This is a genomic window from Enterococcus sp. 22-H-5-01, assembly GCF_050310005.1.
Classification (GTDB): domain Bacteria; phylum Bacillota; class Bacilli; order Lactobacillales; family Enterococcaceae; genus Enterococcus_A; species Enterococcus_A hailinensis.
In genome coordinates this window covers 732,555-753,695 of the sequence record NZ_CP189993.1, presented here as the reverse complement: position 1 = coordinate 753,695, position 21,141 = coordinate 732,555, and the positions used below count along the sequence as shown (strand labels likewise).

Here is a 21,141-nt window from a genome sequence, read left to right as displayed (position 1 = left end):
TCACTCCCTTATTGCTTTTTCTTGTTTTCTTGCGATGGCTGGATGAGAACGCTGAGAAATCAAAGTTTTGATTTTTTTAGTATACTCTTCATCGGTTAGGATCATTAAAAGATCGCCAACTTTCATCACAGTGTCACCGTGGGTAATCATTTCATTGGAACCTCGACGAATAGAGACTAAAAGCATTTCTTTCGGCCAATTAAAATCGCGTACCATGGTTCCATCGAGGGTGCTTTCAGCTGCAACTGGAAATTCAATAATGGTTTTATTTCCAGTGATACTTGGCAAATGACCTTTTACGAGACGTTCTAATAAAGATTCATAAATAGGATTTCCGCCTAATAAATCATTGATCACATATGCAGTCAATGAGCAAACTGCTAAGGGCATCAAATGGGTGATATTTCCAACCATTTCAGTAACTAAGATAATCGCAGTTAGAGGAGCTTTTCCAATGGCAGTAAAATATCCAGCCATCGCAAAAATTGCAAAATCTTTGATTAAATCCGTATCGATTCCGAATAGTTGATTCAAGACTGTACCATAAAGCGCACCGATCAAAGCGCCTAAAGTTAAGATAGGTAAGAAAATTCCACCAGGGAGATTGGCGCCATATGAAATCATAGAAAAAATAAAACGTAATAAAAAAAGGAACACTAAGAGTGATAATGAAAAATTATGCTCACCAAGGGCTAAAACGATTTGATTTCCGCCACCTAGATAATGAGGGAAGAAGTAACCAATCGGAATGATCAATAAAAATGGAACGATGCTATAAAAGGATTCGGGTAGATGAGTCCAACGATACCATTTTGGTAAAGCTAATAAGACTTTTTGATAAAGATAACCCAACACACCTAAAACAATGCCTAATAAAACGAGCCAACCATAGTCTTTCAATGGGTAAAAAGGAACGTCGGCAATAAATAAAACGGGCTGTAACCCAAAAAAATTTAAAGAAACAAGGTTTGCAGTTAGAGCAGCGGTCAATGAGGTCAACCAAATCAGTGGAGAAAAATGATGATGGACTTCTTCGATCACGAATAATAGCCCAGCGATAGGCGCGTTAAACGCAGCAGCTAATCCAGCAGCTGCCCCACTAGAAATAAAAATTTTCTTTTCGGAGGTAGTCGTATGGGTGAATTCACTAAAACCTTGTCCGACCATAGCACCTAATTGAATCGATGGGCCTTCACGACCTAAAAATAATCCAGAACCAACGGATAAAATACCTCCGATAAATTTTTTCCATAAGATGGAAAACCAATTCAATTTAATATCGCCCTGCAAAGCGCCTTCGACTTGAGGAATACCGCTGCCTTTGATATTTTTTTCAGACTGCATCAAGCGACTGATAATAAAAGCAAAAAACAGCATCAAGACAGTCCAAGGAATCATCCATAGTGGATTGTCGTGGAACCAAAGATAGATCGATACGGTCAATTCCATCGTTTTTTCAATTGCTAACCGAAATAAGCTGACAATGATTCCAGCAAGTGCTCCAATCAGGATGCCTTTTAAAATAAAAATGACTTTCGTGCTGTCCAAGCGTTTGATTTCATGTTCTTTTTCCATTGTTTCTCCTCCGTATCTTAATAAATGTAGCGCGTTTTTTTTTTAATTCAAGAAGGAATCAATGAATTCGTTTTTATGAATTGTTGCTAGTGTCGCGAAACTTTCTTAGATGCTATAATAAAAAAGATTGAATAGAGAAAGGACGTTTTGCATGCCAAGCAAGCAAGAATTGTTAGCAGGACTAAACCCTAAACAAAAAGAAGCGGTGCTTCATACCGAAGGACCGTTATTGATTATGGCTGGAGCGGGAAGTGGAAAGACGAGAGTTTTAACACATCGCATTGCTTATTTAATAGAAGAAAAGAATGTAAATCCATGGAATATCTTAGCGATCACATTTACGAATAAAGCAGCACGAGAAATGAAAGAACGTGTGAACGGTATTTTAGGTCAAGGAGGAGAAGACGTCTGGGTCTCTACTTTTCACTCAATGTGTGTGCGTATTTTAAGACGCGATGTTGATGCGATCGGCTATGATCGGAATTTTACGATCTTAGATGGATCGGATCAATTGACATTGATGAAGCGGATTTTGAAAGACTTAAATATCGATCCTAAAAAATATGATCCGCGTTCGATTTTAGGCAGTATCAGTAATGCAAAAAATGAATTGCTGACGCCAGAAACGTATGCAGAACGCCAAGGTTCATTTTTTGAAGAAATCGTTGCTCGTTGTTATGATGCTTATCAAAAAGCGTTAAGAAATAATCAGAGCATGGATTTTGATGATTTGATCATGAATACGATTCGTTTATTTGAAGAAAACGAGAATGTTTTAACTTATTATCAAAATAAATTTCATTATTTGCATGTTGATGAATATCAAGATACGAACCATGCCCAATACACTTTGGTCAATATGTTAGCAGCGCGTTTTCGTAATCTTTGTGTCGTTGGTGATGCTGATCAAAGTATTTACGGTTGGCGCGGTGCCGATATGCAAAATATTTTAGACTTTGAAAAAGACTATAATGATGCTGTAGTCATCTTATTAGAACAAAATTATCGTTCGACTAAAAGCATTTTAGATGCCGCAAATCAAGTGATCAAAAACAATAGCAATCGCCGTGACAAGAATCTTTGGACAGACAACCAAGCCGGGGACCAAATTACGTATTATCGTGCAGACAGTGAACGTGATGAAGCGCAATTTATCGTGAGTCGGATCAAAGAAGAAATTCAAGCCAATAATCGTAGTTATAATGATTTTGCGGTTCTTTATCGAACCAATGCTCAGTCACGGGTGATCGAGGATACATTAGTGAAATCAAATGTACCTTATACGATGGTCGGCGGACATAAGTTCTATGATCGTAAAGAAATTAAGGATATTATCGCGTATTTGAATATCATCAATAATCCCCGTGATGGTGTTAGCTTTGAACGAATCATTAATACGCCAAAACGTGGAATCGGTGCGGCATCAGTTGAAAAATTACGAAATTTTGCTCAAATGCATGACTGGTCAATGGTAGAAGCAGCCCAAAATGTCGATTTGGCAAATATTTCAGGTAAAGCCGGCCGTATGATCGGTGAATTTGGCGCAATGATCACCCAATTTCAAGAGATGATTGCTTACCTTCCAGTTACAGATCTAGTCGATCAAGTTTTAGAACGAACAGGCTACTTAGATGAATTGAAAAATCAACGAACGTTAGAAGCAGAGTCACGACTAGAAAACTTGGAAGAATTCCGTTCAGTAACCCAAGAATTCGATAAACGTAACGCAGCTCAAGCAGAAGAAGACGCGGAAGCACCCGAAGAAAAATTGGCGGTCTTCTTAAATGACTTGGCTTTGGTTTCTGATTTAGACGACTACCAAGAAGAAAGTGCCCAAGTTACTTTGATGACGCTACATGCGGCAAAAGGGTTAGAATTTCCAATCGTCTTTCTAATTGGGATGGAAGAAAAAATCTTCCCGTTATCTCGTTCATTGATGGAAGAGTCTGAGTTGGAAGAAGAACGACGCTTAGCTTATGTGGGCATCACCCGAGCAGAAGAAAGTTTATACTTGACGAATGCCTTTTCAAGAACTCTTTATGGGAAAACTCAATACAATCAACCTTCACGTTTTGTAGCAGAAATCGATGAAAGTTTGTTGAATCCCATTGGTATCCAACCACAACAAAAAGCGGCTGTTTTTAATAGTACAAATTCGTATCAAAATACGATGAAAGCTAAATATCAGCACGCAACTCGCGAACCAATGACCAACAAAACCGCTTCTGGCGGAGAAAACGAAAATTGGAATCCAGGCGATAAAGTCCAACATAAAAAATGGGGCACAGGGACTGTTGTGAAAGTGAGTGGCAGCTCAAAAGATGTTGAATTAGATATTGCATTTCCACAACAAGGAGTCAAACGGTTATTGGCTGCTTTTGCCCCAATCGAAAAAATCTAATCAATTAGTCAATAAATAAAATAGGAGGGATTTTCTTTGGAACCCATGACATTCCAAGATGCCGAAAAACGGTCAGCAGAACTTCGAGTAGAATTGAATCAATATGCCCATGAGTACTATGTGCAAGATCAACCTTCTGTTGAAGATGCTGTTTATGATAAAAAATATCATGAACTTGTCGCAATCGAAACGGATTATCCCGATTTGATCACACCAGAATCTCCAACTCAACGAGTAGGAGGGAAAGTTTTAGCGGGTTTTGAGAAAGTTGTTCATACGATCCCGTTGTATAGTTTGAATGATGTGTTCAGTAAAGAAGAGTTGATTGCCTTTGATGAACGGGTAAAAAAAGCGCTAGGACAGGCTGTTTCTTATTGCTGTGAATTAAAGATTGATGGATTATCCATTTCTTTGAAATATGAAGCAGGTGTTTTTGTTCAAGGCGCAACTCGGGGCGATGGTTCTGTAGGAGAAAATATCACTGAAAATTTAAAAACGGTCAAATCAATTCCGTTGCGCTTAAAAGAACCGCTCTCAATCGAAGTACGTGGAGAATGCTATATGCCCAAAGCTTCTTTTGTAAAATTGAATCAACAACGAGAAGAAGCAGGTAAAGAAGTATTTGCTAATCCACGGAATGCGGCTGCAGGTAGTTTACGGCAATTAGATACGCGAATTGCAGCTCAAAGAAATTTGAGCACTTTCTTATATACACTCGCTGATTTTGGACCCTTAGAATCGACTACGCAAGATCATGCATTGAATGAAATGGCGCGGTTAGGATTTCGGACAAATCCTGAACATCAAGTATGTGAGACAATCGAAGAGGTATGGGAATACATAGAGCGGTTCCACGAAACGCGGGAAGATCTTCCTTATGAAATCGATGGGATCGTCATTAAAGTCAATGAATTTTCATTACAAGATGAACTAGGTTTCACAGTCAAAGCGCCACGCTGGGCGACAGCTTATAAGTTTCCGCCGGAAGAAGAGCAGACGAAATTGCTCGATATCGATTGGACAGTTGGACGGACTGGAGTATTGACACCTACAGCAATTATGGAACCCGTACGTTTAGCTGGCACAACTGTTAGCCGTGCAAGCCTGCATAATAGTGATTATATTGAGAAAAAAGATATTCGCTTGAATGATACGATCTTAGTTTATAAAGCGGGAGATATTATTCCTGAAGTTGCTCGGGTGATTTTAGAAAAGCGTCCAGAAGATAGTCAATCCTATCCTGTTCCAACTCATTGTCCAATTTGTGAGAGTGAACTGGTTCATCTGGATGAAGAAGTAGCGCTGCGCTGCATCAATCCAAAATGTCCAGCGCAGATCAAAGAAGGATTAAGTCACTTTGTTTCTCGCAACGCGATGAATATTGACGGATTGGGTCCGCGCGTATTGGCGCAAATGTTTGATAAGGGCTTGGTCTCAGACGTTGCTGATCTTTACAGTCTAGAAAAAGAACAATTATTGACTTTAGATAAAATCAAGGATAAATCAGCCGAAAACATTTTGAATGCTATCGATGCTAGTCGTGAAAATTCAGTGGAACGCTTGATTTTTGGTTTAGGGATCAGACATGTCGGTGCGAAAGCGGCTGGGATTTTAGCCGAACATTTTGGGGATCTAGCCACTATTAGTCAAGCGACCAAAGAAGAAATCGTCAATCTAAATACGATCGGTGAAACAATTGCGGATAGTGTGGTGACTTATTTTGAGAACGAGGAAGTCCACGAATTGATGCAAGAACTAGCAGATCGCGGAGTGAATTTAACCTATAAAGGAATTCGCGCGAGTCAATTAGCAGAAGTGGAGTCACCGTTTAAAGATAAAACAATCGTTTTGACCGGTAAATTGATCGATTATAATCGCGAAGAAGCAAAAGAAAAAATTCAAAATCTCGGCGGAAAAGTCACCGGAAGTGTTTCTAAAAAAACGGATCTAGTGATTGCTGGAGAAGATGCCGGCAGCAAGCTTACAAAAGCAGAAAGTCTGGGTATCGAAGTATGGAATGAACGGCAAATGATCGATGCAATTGAAGAAAGTTACTCAAATTAACATTTTTTTTAGAAGATGATTGACGCTAGCGTTAACGAACGGGTATTATAAAAAGCGTCGTGCTAGACAAAATTACGTTTTTCTGATTATTTTTTTGAATTGTACAATTTTTCAAAAAATTTCAAGAAAAAAACGTGAATCCTAATAAAGATATGATAGAATGATTTAAAATTGACGAAAGAAAGAGGGATATTATGGCAATCAATGAAGAACAAGTCAAACATGTAGCAAAACTTGCGAAACTTTCTTTTTCAGATGATGAATTGGCCGGCTTTACCGATCAATTAGGGAAAATAATCGATATGGTTGAACAATTAGAAGCGGTAGATACGGAAGGTGTTCCATTTACTTCTAATGTTTCAGCATTAATCAATGTTATGCGCGAAGACGTAGCTGCACCTGGCTGGTCACGTGATGAATTGATGGAAAATGTACCGGAAAGTGAAGATGGTTTCATTAAAGTTCCGGCAATCATCGACAATGGAGAGGCTGGTGCGTAATGGAAAAATTATATGATAAATCGATTGAAGAATTACACAGTCTGCTTGTTTCAAAAGAAATCACAGCAACTGATCTAACAAGCGAAACGTATGCTCGTATCAAAGAAACAGAAAAAGATATCGATGCATTTATTACTTTGAATGAAGAAAAAGCAATGGATTTAGCTAAAGCAATCGATGCTAAAGGGATCACTGAAGAAAATGCGATGGCGGGTATTCCAATCGGAATCAAAGACAATATCGTGACAAAAGGGATCTTAACTACAGCTGCTTCTAAAATCTTATCAAATTTCAATCCAATCTATGACGCGACTGTCATGGAAAAAGTGTATGGTTCAGACTTGATTCCAGTCGGTAAACTAAACATGGATGAATTTGCAATGGGTAGTTCAAGCGAAACTTCTTATTTCAAAAATACGAAAAACGCTTGGGATCAAACAAAAGTTCCCGGTGGTTCTTCAGGTGGTTCAGCTGCCGCAGTTGCAGCCGGTGAAGTTCCTGTTTCACTAGGTAGCGATACAGGTGGTAGTATCCGTCAACCAGCAGCGTTCAATGGAATCGTTGGTTTGAAACCGACTTATGGCCGAGTGTCACGTTTTGGTTTGATTGCTTTTGCATCATCTCTAGATCAAATCGGTCCATTTACTCGTACAGTTAAAGATAATGCCTTAGCATTGAATGCTATCAGTGGGTATGACCCTAAAGATGGTACTTCGGCAAATACAGCTGTCCCTGATTTTGCAGCTGGTTTAACTGGAGATATCAAAGGTATGAAGATTGCCTTGCCAAAAGAATTTATGGCTGAAGGAATTGAACCAGGCGTAAAAGCGGCTATCGTAAAAGCAGTTGAAACATTCAAAGCATTAGGTGCAACTGTTGAAGAAGTTAGTTTACCACATTCTAAATACGGAGTAGAAGTTTACTACATTATCGCGTCATCTGAAGCTAGTTCAAACTTACAACGTTTTGATGGTATTCGTTATGGCTTCCGTTCAGAAGACGTTCAAAACTTAGAAGATGTTTATGTAAATACTCGTACAGAAGGTTTTGGCGATGAAGTAAAACGTCGTATTATGTTAGGAACATTTTCATTATCAGCAGGCTACTACGATGCGTACTTCAAAAAAGCTGGACAAGTCCGTACGTTGATCAAACAGGACTTTGATAAAGTCTTTGCTGATTATGATTTGATCATTGGCCCAACTTCACCAACCGTTGCATTTGGAATCGGTGAAAATATCGATGATCCAATCACAATGTACTTAAATGATATCTTGACGATTCCAGTAAACTTAGCTGGGCTTCCAGGGATGTCTGTACCGGCTGGTTTTTCAGAAGGACTTCCTGTCGGATTACAAATCATCGGTAAACATTTCGATGAATCAACAATGTATAAAGCAGCTTATGCTTTTGAACAAGCAACTGATTTCCATAAACAAAAACCAGTGATTTTAGGGGGAGACAAATAATGAATTTAGAGACAGTTATTGGGCTTGAAGTCCATGTAGAATTAAAAACAAACTCTAAAATCTTCTCACCAGCGCCCGCTCACTTTGGTGCGGAAGCCAATACAAATACAAATATTATTGACTGGGGCTATCCAGGTGTTTTACCAGTTATGAATAAAACAGCTATCGAATTTGGAATGCGTGCAGCACTTGCGTTGAACTGTGAAATCTCTAAAGATATGCACTTTGACCGTAAAAACTATTTTTATCCAGATAATCCCAAAGCATACCAAATCTCTCAATTCGACGAACCAATCGGTCATGATGGCTGGATCGAAATCGATGTAAATGGTAAGAAGAAAAAAATCCGGATCGAACGTGTCCATCTTGAAGAAGATGCAGGTAAAAACATGCATGGAATCGGCGGCTATTCTTATGTCGATTTAAACCGTCAAGGTACGCCATTGATCGAGATCGTTTCAGAAGCAGATATGCGTTCTCCAGAAGAAGCAAATGCTTATCTTGAAGCATTACGTTCAATTATCCAATTTACAGGCGTCAGCGATGTAAAAATGGAAGAAGGTTCAATGCGTTGTGATGCCAATATTTCTTTACGTCCTTACGGTCAAGAAGAATTTGGAACAAAAACCGAATTGAAAAACTTGAACTCAATCAGCTTTGTTAAAAAAGGTTTGACCTTTGAAGTTCAACGTCAGACAAAAGTCTTACTTTCAGGCGGTACGATCCAACAAGAAACACGTCGTTACGATGAAGGAACAAACAAAACAATCTTGATGCGTGTCAAAGAAGGCTCTAGTGATTACCGTTACTTCCCAGAGCCAGATATTCCACGTTTTGAAATTGCTGATTCATGGATCGAAGAAGTCCGCGAATCATTACCCGAATTACCAGCAGCACGTCGCGAACGTTATGTGAATGATTTAGGATTACCTGAATATGATTCAATGGTCTTAACATTGAGTCGTGAAATGTCAGATTTCTTTGAAGAAACATTAAAAGAAGGAGCTGACGCAAAACAAGCTTCTAACTGGTTGATGGGTGAAGTCTCTGCCTACTTGAACAGCGAAAAACTTGAATTAGCTGAAACAAAATTAACACCGAACAATTTAGCCGGAATGATCAAATTGATCGCTGATGGAACAATCAGTTCTAAAATTGCGAAAAAAGTCTTCCGTGAATTGATCTTAAATGGTGGCGATGCGAAACAAGTCGTTGAAGCAAAAGGCTTGGTTCAATTATCAGATCCAGCACAACTTTTACCAATGATCAATGAAGTACTTGATAACAATGAACAATCTGTTGAAGACTTTAAAAATGGTAAAGACCGTGCCGTTGGTTTCTTGGTTGGTCAAATCATGAAAGCAACTAAAGGAAAAGCCAATCCAGGTGTTGTGAACAAATTGTTGCAAGAAGAATTAGCTAAACGCTAGAAAGAAATCAATAGTAGCTATTGTTATTTCCCGTCGTATTTTAGTAAAATAATCTATGACGGGAATTTCTATTGTTTTCGGTAAATGTAAATTCTATAACAGCAAGGAGTTCGATTATGAAAAAAGCACGACTGATTTATAATCCAGTATCTGGAAAAGAAATCATGCGTAACAATTTAGCAGATATTCTAATTGCTATCGAAAAAGCAGGCTATGAAGCTAGTGCCTTTGCTACGACTCCAGTGCCTGATTCAGCAAAAACAGAAGCTACTCGAGCTGCAAAGGCAGGTTTTGATTTGATCGTTGCTGCAGGCGGAGATGGTACGATCAACGAAGTAGTCAATGGCATCGCCGGATTAGAACATCGCCCTAAAATGGCGATCATCCCAGCAGGAACGACTAATGATTACGCGCGAGCTTTAAAGATCCCTCGTAATAATGTAAAAGCTGCAGCCGAAGTTATTCAAAAACAACAAACTGTTAAAATGGATATCGGTAAAGCAGCAGATACATACTTTATCAATATTGCAGCTGGCGGATCATTAACTGAGTTGACGTATGACGTACCTTCAGAACTAAAAAGTGTTTTCGGGTATTTAGCTTACTTGGTCAAAGGTGCAGAGATGCTGCCGCGGATCAAGCCTACTAAAATGCGATTGGTTTATGAGGGAGGAGAATATGAAGGTAACGCTTCGATGTTTTTCCTAGGATTAACGAATTCAATCGGGGGTTTTGAAACGATTGCCCCGGATGCAAAATTAGATGATGGGAAATTTTCTTTGATCATTGTCAAGACGGCAAACTTATTTGAAATCGTTCGTTTGATCACGTTGGTATTAAATGGCGGGAAACATGTCAATGATTCAAAAGTTTTGTATGTCAAAACAAGTTTCCTAAAGGCTAGTTTAGTAGATACGGATAAAAAAATGATGATCAATTTGGATGGAGAATATGGTGGCGATGCACCAATGCATTTTGAAAATCTTCATCAGCATATTGAATTTTATGCCAATACGGATGAAATCAAAGAATCAGCTATCATTGGCGAAAATGAAATCGAAGAACGCGAAGCAGGAATTGAACTTGTCAAAGAATTTGAAAAAATCAAAGACGAAGATTCTGAAGAGTAAAAATAAAACGTTTCTGCCCGAGGTAGAAACGTTTTTGTTTTGAAAGAGATTTATAAAAGTCTTAAATGTGAAAAGCTAGTATTATCTTGCTTTTTCAACTAGAATTCATTAGAATGTATAAATCAGCCTTGAAGGAGAATATAATGACCACAGTAGAAAAAAATAAAACCTATACCGTAACGATCGATGATTTGTCATATGAAGGAATGGGTGTCGCTCATATCGATGGTTACCCGCTTTTTGTAGAAAATGCCCTTCCTAACGAAGAAGTTTCGATCAAAGCAGTCAAAGTCGGAAAAAAATTCGGTTATGGAAAAGTCGTAGAACGATTCAATGCAAATCCAGAACGCCAAGAAGTCAAAGATCTGGACTTGTTGAGAAGTGGGATCGCGCCGTTAAGTCATATGACATATGACTATCAATTACGTTTCAAACAAGAGCAAATTGAAAAAGTTTTGAAATCAATTGCTAAATTACCTGAATTATCAGTAGCAGAAACTTTAGGAATGGAACATCCATTCGCATACCGAAATAAAGCGCAAATCCCTGTTCAAAAAGTAAACGACAAATTAACTACTGGGTTTTATCGTAAAAATTCACATGTATTGCTACCAATCGAAAATTATTTGATCCAAGATCCTAAGATTGATCAAGCAATTCTTGCAGTGCGTGATATTTTACAACGTTTCAATGTTAAGGCATATAATGAACGTGAAAATACTGGTTTTATCCGTCACATCGTCATTCGCCGTGGTCATTACAGTCATGAAATGATGGTCATCTTAGTCACTCGTGCAGAACGTTTCTTTAAGGGAATCGATATTGCTGAAGCAATCCACGCTGAATTGCCAGAAGTGGTTTCAGTGATTCAAAATATCAATCCTGAGAAGACAAATGTCATTATGGGACGCGAAGAAAAAGTATTATACGGAAAAGCCACGATCGATGATACTTTACTAGGTAAAACGTACCGAATTTCTTCAAAATCGTTCTATCAAGTAAATACCCAACAAACTGAAGTATTGTATCAAACAGCAATTGATTTTGCTGATTTGAAAGCTGATGATGTGGTCGTGGATGCCTATTGTGGAATCGGAACGATCGGATTATCTTTAGCAGATAAAGTGGAACATGTTTATGGAATGGAAATCGTTCCCCAAGCGATCGAAGATGCGAAAGCAAATGCTGAAACAAATGGGATCAAAAACGCCAATTATGAAATTGGTAAAGCTGAAAAAATCATGTCTCGTTGGGCTCGTGAGGGTATCAAACCGACAGTCGTTTTTGTGGATCCACCACGTAAAGGTTTGGATGAAAAATTCATCGAAGCATCAGCTGCGGTTAATCCAGACAAAATCATTTATATCTCATGCAATCCGGCAACATTAGCTCGCGATCTTAGAAGATATGAAGATTTAGGTTACCATGCGGTAAAAGTTCAGCCAGTCGATCTATTCCCGCAAACTCACCATGTAGAATCAGTGACTCTACTTGTAAAGGCGGTGTAAAAAATGAATCAAAAAGAAAAAATGTTAGAACTAATCAAAAAGAAACAAGGCGGCGGACGTTCAGAAAAAATGGAGACGCCTAAAAATGACCGTAAAAATATGCGTAAAGGTCCAAAAATTTATAATAAGTAATAAAGGAGCGATCTTCGATTGGGAAATATCTGGATGCAACGAATGATGAAATATTATCAAAAGTATGCGGAATTGATGCGCGGTCGCTACGGCCGATTTGACCAAATCAATAAAGCGTTGGTGATTTTTTGGGTAGTGATGCTGATTGTTGATCGCTGGATTCCTTTCTATATTGGTAATATTTTAGCTATCATAGCTTTTGGTTTGATCCTGTATCGTTTTTGTTCAAAACGAATCTATCCGCGGAGTAATGAAAATCAGAAATTTATTCGACTGATTGAACGAACAAAAGATTTTCTAAAGGGCAAAAAAGGAACGTATCGTTACTTCAAATGTCCAGAATGTAAACAAAAAATGCGTGCACCAAAAGGTAGAGGGAAAATAAAAGTTACTTGTAAAAATTGCCAGACGCAGTTTGTCAAAAAAGTCTAGTTTTTAAAACTAGGCTTTTTCTGCTATTCTTACTATGAGAAGGTGAAATGATGGAACTAATTATTGTTAGACATGGCGAAAGTGAAGCAAATTTTGAAAATTATTGGACTGGTTGGCTAGATGTCGATTTAACTGAAAAAGGAATCGAACAAGCTCGTTTGGCTGGTAGAAAAATAAAGAATAGCGGATTAACCATCGATATTGCTTTTGAATCTGTCTTGAAACGATCGATTAAAACGGCTGAAACTATTTTATATGAAGCAGATGCAGCTTTTGTTCCTGAATACAAGACGTGGCGTTTGAATGAGCGACATTATGGAGCTCTAGTCGGAAAAAATAAAGACCAAATGGCAAAAGAATTTGGCGCTGCTCAAGTAAAAAAATGGCGCCGCGATTTTGATGAAGTTCCGCCATTAACAGTGGACAATCATTTTGATCGTCGGTACGATCAATTAGATCCGCGATTGATTTCAAAAGGGGAGAGCTTACATATGACCTCACAAAGAGTAATTCCCTTATGGCAAGATCAAATTGCGCCGAATCTGTTGGATCATAAAACGGTTTTAGTATGCGGGCACGGAAATAGTTTACGAGCATTGGTTCAATTTTTAGAGATGATCCCGACTGACCAAGTCGATCAAATCGACATTCCCAATGCAGCGCCAGTGATCTATACGTTCAATGAACGGTTAGAAATTATCAAAAAAGAAATTTTATAAAATTATTATGTTAACTTAGAAGGGTAGACAATGAATTTTATTTGGGATTTTGATGGCACATTGTATGATACATATCCGATCATGATGCAGTCATTGATGAAAACATTCAAAGATTTTAAGATCGAAAAAGACGAAAAAATGGTGTATCGCAAGATCAAAGAAGAATCGATCCGCCAAATGATCATCGATTGGCAATTACCAGTGCCGGATTTTGATCGTGAATACCATGATTATGAAGCGAAACAAAATAAAGACTCTTTTCCATTTGCTGAAACGAGAAAAATGTTGGAAGAATTACAAGCGATGGGTGGTCGACATTTTATTTTGACACATCGGACAGTCGAATCAACTTGGAATTTATTGAAAAGAGATGGGCTAGAAGATTTGATCGTTGATATTATTGGAAGTGATTCGAATTTTCCGAGAAAACCTGATCCAACGGCATTAAATTATTTGATTGAAACCTATCAAATGGACCGAGATCAAACCGTGATGATCGGAGATCGCGAACTGGATATTGATGCGGGAAATAATGCACATGTGGCTACGTGTTTCATTGATTTAGATCATTTTGATCAAGCCATCAACGCGACATATTTCATCAATAATTTAAAAGAAATGGTACAAATTTTTTCATCAGAAAGCTATAATTAGTCTAAGGAGGTGCGAAATGGAATTACAACGTGATCAAGAAGTCGTGGAATCATTTAATTATGGATTGCCACCAAAAGATCAAGAAGTAAAACAAAAGTTGCAGATTAATTTCAGTCCATTAGATGCTGTAGATCCAGGGTATCCAGCTGAAAATAGTATTATGGGTGTAAGGATTGAATTCGTCCTTCCGTTTGAAAATTTTATTATCGGCGGCGTGTTTTCTCAAGTCGTTCATGTGATCAACCGTCAAGTAAGACGGCAAAACGATTTGACAGAAGCTGAAGCCAACGAAATGATTGCGCCATTATTACGTTTGATCGAACGGATGGTTTATGAAGTAACCGAGATTGCTTTGGATCAACCAGGTATTAAAATTAATTTTTCATCAAATACGATTTAAATAATAACTAGTTTGATTGCTGCTTATGTGATTTAGGCACAATTCAAACTGGTTTTTTTATTGTTTAACAGAAAATTTTTATGAAAGTAAACAAAAATTAAGACAAATTAAATAATCTACGTTATACTTTTTGAGTCACTAAAATTGAGAAATCGCGCAACTGGATTTTAGGGTGGTTCACTGAAGAGTGTTCACCGGGAACCTTTACTTCCTTTGACAGACTTGTCATTATTAGGAATTATTTTTAGGAGGAATACTATGACAACTCTGTTCACTGTATTGGTGATTTTAGTATTCGTTGCATTGCTAGTTGCTTTTTATCAAATGCAAAAGAAACATGTAAAATTTTCTACTCGTGTTTTTGCGGGGTTAGGTGCCGGAATTATTTTTGGCGGGATTTTACAATTGCTTTTAGGGAACGATAACAAAGTAATTACTCAAGCGATGGAATGGATCGGGATCGTCGGTAATGGTTATATTTCATTATTACAAATGTTGGTTATGCCTTTAGTCTTTATTTCTATTGTTGGTGCATTCACTAAGATGAAAACAAGTAATAAACTTGGGAAAATCAGTGCCAATGTCTTAGGTACATTATTAGCTACTACAGCAATCGCTGCTTTGATTGGGATTGCAATGGTAATGATTTTCAATCTTGATGGCGCAACCTTCACTAAAGGAGCTGCAGAAACTGCTCGGATTAAAGAATTAGCGGATCGCCAAGAAATGGTCCAAAATTTCTCGATTCCGCAACAAATTTTGTCGTTCATCCCAACGAACGTATTCGCTGACTTTGCAGGAACGCGCTCGACAAGTACGATCGGAGTGGTGATTTTTGCTGCGTTTGTCGGAATTGCCTTTCTTGGTGTACGACGTAAAGCGCCGAAAGAAGCGACGTTTTTTGCGGATTTGATCGAAAGTCTTTATAAAATCATTATGCGTATTGTCACACTAGTTTTACGTTTGACGCCTTATGGTGTGTTGGCATTGATGACGAATGTCTTAGCAACGAGTGATTTTGAAGCAATTGTCAATTTAGGTAAATTTATTTTAGCTTCTTATAGTGCATTGATCGTAGTACTGATCGTTCACGCATTGATTTTAGCTGGCGTCAAAGTCAATCCATTCACATTTTTCAAAAAAGCTTTCCCAGCATTGAGTTTTGCGTTTACTTCACGTTCGAGTGCAGGGACATTGCCGATGAATATCGAAACACAAACGAAAGCGTTAGGTGTCGATGAAGCGACAGCAAACTTTGCTGGAAGTTTTGGGATTTCAATTGGTCAAAATGGTTGTGCCGGTGTTTATCCAGCGATGTTGGCAACGATTGTTGCACCAACAGTTGGTGTAAATGTCTTTGATTTGAAATTTATCGTGATGTTAGTTGCCATCGTTACGATCAGTTCATTTGGTGTTGCGGGCGTCGGCGGCGGCGCAACGTTTGCTTCATTGATCGTACTGGGTGCTATGAACTTGCCAGTCGCTATTGTTGGGTTGGTTATCTCAGTTGAACCATTGATCGATATGGCACGTACGGCTGTCAATGTAAGTGGTAGTATGGTTGCGGGTGTAGTTACTAGCGAACGCATTCATGAATTAGATCGTGATATTTTGCAAGATGAAAATGCATCGATCGAAGCAAATTCATAATTTTTAACAGACTTGGCTAGCGCGACCAAGTCTTTTTTTATATACTGTGAGAAGAATCGAAGCCAATTGTTAGTTAATAGAAAATAAATTAGTGATGATAGCGTTTGGATTAGATTATCAGAGTGAATATTTAGGAGTGAGATCAAATGTTTAATGAACAAGTAAAAGTGATTTTATATGCAGATGATGTAAAAAAAGCGAGTGAATTTTGGCAAAGCTTAGGGTTTGTTGAAATCAGTTTTGAAGAGCTTGATGGATCACAAGTTGCGGAAGTAGCAATGAGTCAAAATAGTACGACTCATTTGGTGATTTATGATCGGGCCTTCGTAGAAAAAAATGATGATGAAGTAACTGAGCCTGCTCCCGCCTTGATTTTCGGCAGTGATGATGTATTTGCTTTATACAAAAAATTACAAACAGTCGAAGTCCAATTAGGGGATTTGGCTCAAATCGGCGAAGAATATGTATTTAACTTTGTGGATTTAGATGGCAACTATTTTGTTGTATCTGGCAATTAATTAGCACCTTTGAGCGAAAGGAGCGGGTAAGTATGGAACAAGTTTTTGTAATCGGAGATATTCATGGTGAGTATGATCTGTTTCAAACAATGTTAGAGAACTTTCAACCTGAAACGCAACAATTGATTTTGATCGGTGATTTAAATGATCGAGGGCCTAAGAGTAAGGACTGCTGGTTATTAGCAATGGAATTGGTAAAAAAATACCAAGCGATCTATTTACGAGGTAACCATGAACAATACTTTTTAGAATTTATGGCAGCTCCAGAAGATTGGTATCCAAGCTATCTTCACAATGGCGGAAAAGAAACGATCGAGAGTTTGTTGCATAAAGGAGCAACAGAGGAATATTCACCAACCGAAATCGCAATGTTGATTCGCAGTCGCTACAAAGAAATGCTTCAGTTTCTCGAAGTGTTGCCTTTTTATTGCGAATGGGGAAAATACTTATTCGTTCACGCCGGTGTAGATTTAAGTAAAGCATGGATAGAAACTGCTGAATCTGACTTCTTATGGATCCGTGAACCTTTCCACCAAGGAAAAAATAATACAGGAAAAATAATTGTCTTCGGGCATACGATCACACCAATGCTTTATGGGGATATGCAAACAACCGCTTTATGGCAATCAGATGGAAAAATCGGGATTGATGGTGGAGCGGTGTTTGGCGGAAGTCTTCATGGTGTAGTTTTTAATCAGACAGGAATCGTTGAGGATTATGAACTTTCAAATGCTGATCATCCTTGGCAGCCTGATTTTTAAGCTAAAGTGAGATTCGTTGGGATCTCACTTTTTTTACAAATGATCTTTTTAAAATAAAAGGAGGTAAGAATGTCTCAGACAGTAAAAGGGCATCTGGCAGCGAGTCTAACCGTATTGATTTGGGCCTTGACCTTTATTTCAACCAAAATCTTATTAACAAATTTTCTACCGATCGAAATTTTATTTATTCGCTTTTTGATGGGCTTTTTTGTTTTAGCACTTGTTTCCAGAAAACGCATCCGTTTCAATGGGTGGCAAGAAGAAAAATACTTTCTTTTTGCGGGTTTATTTGGCGTATTCCTATATTACTATTTAGAGAATGTGGCGTTAACCTACACACTAGCAATGAATGTCGGAATCATTGGCTCTGTCAGTCCATTCGTTACGGCTTTGATTAGTCGTTTCGTATTAAAAGAAGGAACAATTCCAAGAGTCTTTGTTTTAGGCTTTATTTGCTCGATGGCCGGTGTTGCATTAATTAGTTTTTCGGGAACTTTGAACGTTAATCCAATCGGTGATGGGTTAGCCTTATTAGCGACTGTCTGTTGGGCCGCTTATTCACTGATTTTAAATAAAATCGGTCACTTTGGTTACAATCAATTTTTTGCAACCCAAAAGATTTTTTTATACGGATTATTGTTTATGGTTCCAGTAGTGTTCTTTTCGGTTGATTCGCTGAATCTCTCGAGGCTTTGGGTTCCAGAAAATCTTTTGAACTTGATTTTTTTAGGTGTCGGAGCCTCAGCTATTTGCTTTGTGACTTGGGGGTTTTCAGTCAAGACTTTAGGAGCGGTTCGTGCAGCTGTTTATATTTATACAATCCCTATGCTCACGACACTTGCATCTGTCTTGATTTTAAAAGAACCTTTGCACGTAAAGAGTATTTTAGGAATTTTACTGACTTTGACCGGTTTATTTTTATCTGAATTGCCTAATTTTTTGCATCAAAGGAAATTTTCGCGTTGAAGCAGAAACCTTTACTTGATTGAAAGTAAAGGTTTTTTACTTTTCTAAGAGAAGCAATCTATTAGAAAATATGATAAAATAGGTAAGATTTTGGATGAAATGAGGAAATGAAATGGCAGAAAGCTTAAATCAAGAAATCATTCAACTGCTGAACAAAGAATTGTCAGCTTATCGACCACAGCAAATCAATGTGGCATTGAAATTATTATCTGAAGGCAATACTGTTCCATTTATCGCACGTTATCGTAAAGAAATGACAGGCAGTTTGGATGAAGTTCAACTTCGTGAAATCGAAGAACGTTATAACTATTTAGAGAACTTAGAAAAACGCAAACAAGAAGTGTTACGTTTAATTGATGAACAAGGAAAATTAACTGAAGACTTGGCGAAAAAGATCCAAGGAGCGTTTAAAGTTCAAAAAGTAGAGGATCTATATCGTCCATATAAACAAAAACGACGGACGAAAGCAACGATTGCCAAAGAGAACGGCTTAGAACCTCTAGCTGAGTATTTATTGAGCTTTCCTCAATCAGGTGACGTTTTTGCTAAGGCTGCTGAGTTTATCAGTGAAGAAGTAACAACAGCGGAAGCTGCTTTACAAGGCGCCCATGAGATCATTGCTGAACAAATTAGTGATAATCCTGATTATCGAACATGGATCCGCAACTACACGAAGAAAAATGGGGTTTATCAAAGCAAAGTCAAAGATGCAGCAAAAGATGAAAAAGAAGTCTATGAAATGTATTACGATTTTGCAGAACCAATCAATAAAATGGTTTCTCATCGTGTATTAGCCTCTAATCGCGGAGAAAAAGAAGAAATCTTAAAAGTTTCGATTGTTATTGAAGAAGACAGAATCGCTGATTATTTAGAGCGTCAATTAGTTACCAATAATCGTTCGATTACGGTTGAATTTATTCGCGAAGCCTATAAAGATAGCTATAAACGCTTTATTGGTCCAGCAATCGAACGTGAGATCCGAAATGAATTGACTGAAAATGCAGATGAACAAGCAATCAATATTTTTGGCGAAAATCTTCGTAATTTATTATTGCAATCACCGTTGAAGGGCAAAGTTGTTTTGGGATTTGACCCAGCCTATCGGACAGGTTGTAAATTAGCAGTGGTTGATGAGACTGGAAAAGTCTTAGCAATCGAAGTGATCTATCCGCATAAACCAGCAGCTCAAGCCAAACGCCAAGCAGCCGGCCCCGCGTTACAAGCATTGATCAAGAAACATGGAGTCCAAATGATTGCCATCGGGAATGGTACAGCCAGCCGTGAATCAGAATTATTTGTGGCTGAACAGCTGAAACAAGTTGAACAAGAAGTCTTTTACGTAATTGTCAATGAAGCGGGAGCTTCGGTTTATTCAGCCAGTGATATTGCGCGAACAGAATTTCCTGATTTACATGTCGAGGAACGCAGTGCTGTAAGTATCGCTCGGCGTCTGCAAGACCCATTAGCTGAATTGGTTAAGATCGATCCTAAAGCAGTGGGTGTCGGTCAATATCAACACGATGTCTCACAAAGACGTTTATCAGAACGTTTAGATTTCGTTGTTGAAACAGCGGTCAACCAAGTCGGTGTCAATGTGAATACTGCAAGTCCGCAGTTACTACAATATGTTTCAGGCTTAAATAAAACTACTGCTCAAAATATCGTGAACTATCGGGAAGAAAATGGTGCGTTCACTTCGCGGCCACAATTGAAAAAAGTTCCCCGCTTAGGACCAAAAGCTTACGAACAAGCCATTGGTTTCTTGCGAATTCCTGATGCAAAAAATATTTTAGATAATACAGCGATCCATCCGGAAAGTTATACTAGTGCGAAAGAAATTTTAGCGTTGGCTAATGTAGATTTAAAAGCGCTAGGTTCTGATGAAGCGACAGCGAAAATCAATGAACTGCAAGTCAGTGACTTGCAAGCGCAATTTGAAATCGGGAAAGAAACGATTAAAGATATGTTGCAAGCATTGGTACAGCCAGGACGAGACATGCGGGATGAAATGCCAGCACCATTACTTCGTCAAGATGTTTTATCGATGGAAGATTTAAAATCTGGGATGGAATTGCAAGGCACCGTTCGTAATGTGATCGATTTTGGGGCTTTCGTAGATATTGGTGTGAAACAAGATGGTTTAGTCCATATCTCTAAGTTAAGTAAAAATTATGTCAAACATCCAACCGATGTCATTTCTGTCGGTGATGTTGTGACTGTTTGGGTCGAGGCTGTCGATGTGAAAAAAGGACGTATCAGCTTAACGATGATCCAAAGTGAGAAAAATGACTAATCAAGAATTACAGGCTTTGGTTGAAAAGATTTCGCGAGAATCTTTTCACCAGCCATTTTGTCATCAAGCAAGTTTTAATTCGCGATTAAAAACGACGGGTGGTCGTTATCATCTGTCCAGCCATGATTTAGATTTTAATCAATTGGTCTATGAAAAATACGGCGAGCCAGAATTGATCAGGGTGATCAAACATGAGTTGTGTCATTACCATTTGCATATCACAGGTCGAGGCTATCAACATAAAGATAGGGAATTTAAACAGTTGCTCAAGTTAGTAGGCGGTTCTCGTTTTACACCGCCGCTTAGTACGTCACTTTATCAAGTGTATCGTTGCCAAACGTGTCAGCAAGAAATCAAACGTCGACGTAAAATCAATACCGCCCGCTATGTTTGCGGAAGTTGTCAAGGAAGACTGAAATTTTTGAAGACAATTGAAATGTAGAAGAATCCAGTCTCAGCTGGAGGATAAAAGATTGCTATTTTTGTATTTTTATATGATAATGTGAACCGCAATCAATTTTGTACATATAAGGAAGAGG

Annotated in this window: 19 protein-coding genes; 18 read left to right on the top strand and 1 reads right to left on the bottom strand. The window is 38.3% G+C overall.

The annotated features are described in order from the left end of the window. Positions 1–1,575 (bottom strand): ClC family H(+)/Cl(-) exchange transporter, encoded by a 1,575-nt coding sequence (locus tag ACQKTA_RS03730; RefSeq protein ID WP_427814235.1) that lies wholly within the window; start codon positions 1,573–1,575, stop codon positions 1–3. Positions 1,576–1,726: 151 nt separating this feature from the next. On the opposite strand from ACQKTA_RS03730, the gene pcrA reads away from it, so the two are divergent. The 18 genes from pcrA to ACQKTA_RS03640 all read left to right on the top strand — a co-directional run bounded on the left by pcrA (position 1,727) and on the right by ACQKTA_RS03640 (position 21,044). Next, positions 1,727–3,976 carry a DNA helicase PcrA gene (gene pcrA / locus ACQKTA_RS03725; RefSeq protein WP_427814234.1) on the top strand — a complete coding sequence of 750 codons (2,250 nt, stop codon included), beginning with the start codon at positions 1,727–1,729 and terminating at the stop codon, positions 3,974–3,976. A gap of 45 nt (positions 3,977–4,021) precedes the next feature. Next, on the top strand, positions 4,022–6,040 hold the full coding sequence (gene ligA, locus ACQKTA_RS03720; protein WP_407856199.1) for an NAD-dependent DNA ligase LigA: 2,019 nt from the start codon (positions 4,022–4,024) through the stop codon (positions 6,038–6,040). 194 nt (positions 6,041–6,234) lie between these two features. Continuing rightward, entirely contained in the window at positions 6,235–6,540 is a 306-nt protein-coding gene (gene gatC, locus ACQKTA_RS03715; protein WP_427814233.1) for an Asp-tRNA(Asn)/Glu-tRNA(Gln) amidotransferase subunit GatC, read from the top strand. After that, a complete protein-coding gene (gene gatA / locus ACQKTA_RS03710; RefSeq protein ID WP_332580081.1) occupies positions 6,540–8,009 on the top strand; it encodes an Asp-tRNA(Asn)/Glu-tRNA(Gln) amidotransferase subunit GatA in 1,470 nt (489 codons plus the stop codon). Before gatC ends, gatA begins: the two co-directional genes overlap by 1 nt. Beyond that, positions 8,009–9,439, top strand: a complete 1,431-nt coding sequence (gene gatB / locus ACQKTA_RS03705) for an Asp-tRNA(Asn)/Glu-tRNA(Gln) amidotransferase subunit GatB (protein ID WP_407856193.1) — start codon at positions 8,009–8,011, stop codon at positions 9,437–9,439. Before gatA ends, gatB begins: the two co-directional genes overlap by 1 nt. A 116-nt stretch (positions 9,440–9,555) precedes the next feature. Beyond that, positions 9,556–10,569, top strand: a complete 1,014-nt coding sequence (locus ACQKTA_RS03700) for a diacylglycerol kinase (RefSeq protein WP_332580083.1) — start codon at positions 9,556–9,558, stop codon at positions 10,567–10,569. A gap of 143 nt (positions 10,570–10,712) precedes the next feature. Continuing rightward, entirely contained in the window at positions 10,713–12,077 is a 1,365-nt protein-coding gene (gene rlmD / locus ACQKTA_RS03695; RefSeq protein WP_427814232.1) for a 23S rRNA (uracil(1939)-C(5))-methyltransferase RlmD, read from the top strand. A 3-nt stretch (positions 12,078–12,080) separates the two neighbouring features. Then, complete coding sequence (locus ACQKTA_RS03690) at positions 12,081–12,209, top strand: hypothetical protein (protein WP_010739029.1); 129 nt, start codon at positions 12,081–12,083, stop codon at positions 12,207–12,209. A gap of 18 nt (positions 12,210–12,227) precedes the next feature. Beyond that, on the top strand, positions 12,228–12,641 hold the full coding sequence (locus ACQKTA_RS03685) for a hypothetical protein (protein WP_332580085.1): 414 nt from the start codon (positions 12,228–12,230) through the stop codon (positions 12,639–12,641). 50 nt (positions 12,642–12,691) lie between these two features. Beyond that, positions 12,692–13,360, top strand: a complete 669-nt coding sequence (locus ACQKTA_RS03680; protein ID WP_427814231.1) for a 2,3-bisphosphoglycerate-dependent phosphoglycerate mutase — start codon at positions 12,692–12,694, stop codon at positions 13,358–13,360. 30 nt (positions 13,361–13,390) lie between these two features. Further along, entirely contained in the window at positions 13,391–14,014 is a 624-nt protein-coding gene (locus tag ACQKTA_RS03675) for an HAD-IA family hydrolase (protein ID WP_427814230.1), read from the top strand. A gap of 16 nt (positions 14,015–14,030) precedes the next feature. Further along, on the top strand, positions 14,031–14,414 hold the full coding sequence (locus tag ACQKTA_RS03670) for a DUF1149 family protein (RefSeq protein WP_332580088.1): 384 nt from the start codon (positions 14,031–14,033) through the stop codon (positions 14,412–14,414). A 258-nt stretch (positions 14,415–14,672) separates the two neighbouring features. Continuing rightward, complete coding sequence (locus ACQKTA_RS03665; protein WP_427814229.1) at positions 14,673–16,064, top strand: L-cystine transporter; 1,392 nt, start codon at positions 14,673–14,675, stop codon at positions 16,062–16,064. Between the two features lie 146 nt (positions 16,065–16,210). Then, positions 16,211–16,582, top strand: coding sequence for a VOC family protein (locus ACQKTA_RS03660; RefSeq protein ID WP_332580090.1), 372 nt, complete (start codon positions 16,211–16,213; stop codon positions 16,580–16,582). A 32-nt stretch (positions 16,583–16,614) separates the two neighbouring features. Continuing rightward, on the top strand, positions 16,615–17,343 hold the full coding sequence (locus ACQKTA_RS03655; protein WP_427814228.1) for a metallophosphoesterase family protein: 729 nt from the start codon (positions 16,615–16,617) through the stop codon (positions 17,341–17,343). 69 nt (positions 17,344–17,412) lie between these two features. Next, positions 17,413–18,309, top strand: a complete 897-nt coding sequence (locus ACQKTA_RS03650; RefSeq protein WP_427814227.1) for a DMT family transporter — start codon at positions 17,413–17,415, stop codon at positions 18,307–18,309. A 112-nt stretch (positions 18,310–18,421) separates the two neighbouring features. Next, positions 18,422–20,602 (top strand): Tex family protein, encoded by a 2,181-nt coding sequence (locus tag ACQKTA_RS03645; protein WP_427814226.1) that lies wholly within the window; start codon positions 18,422–18,424, stop codon positions 20,600–20,602. Then, a complete protein-coding gene (locus ACQKTA_RS03640; protein ID WP_427814505.1) occupies positions 20,595–21,044 on the top strand; it encodes a SprT family protein in 450 nt (149 codons plus the stop codon). Before ACQKTA_RS03645 ends, ACQKTA_RS03640 begins: the two co-directional genes overlap by 8 nt. Positions 21,045–21,141 lie beyond the last annotated feature (97 nt).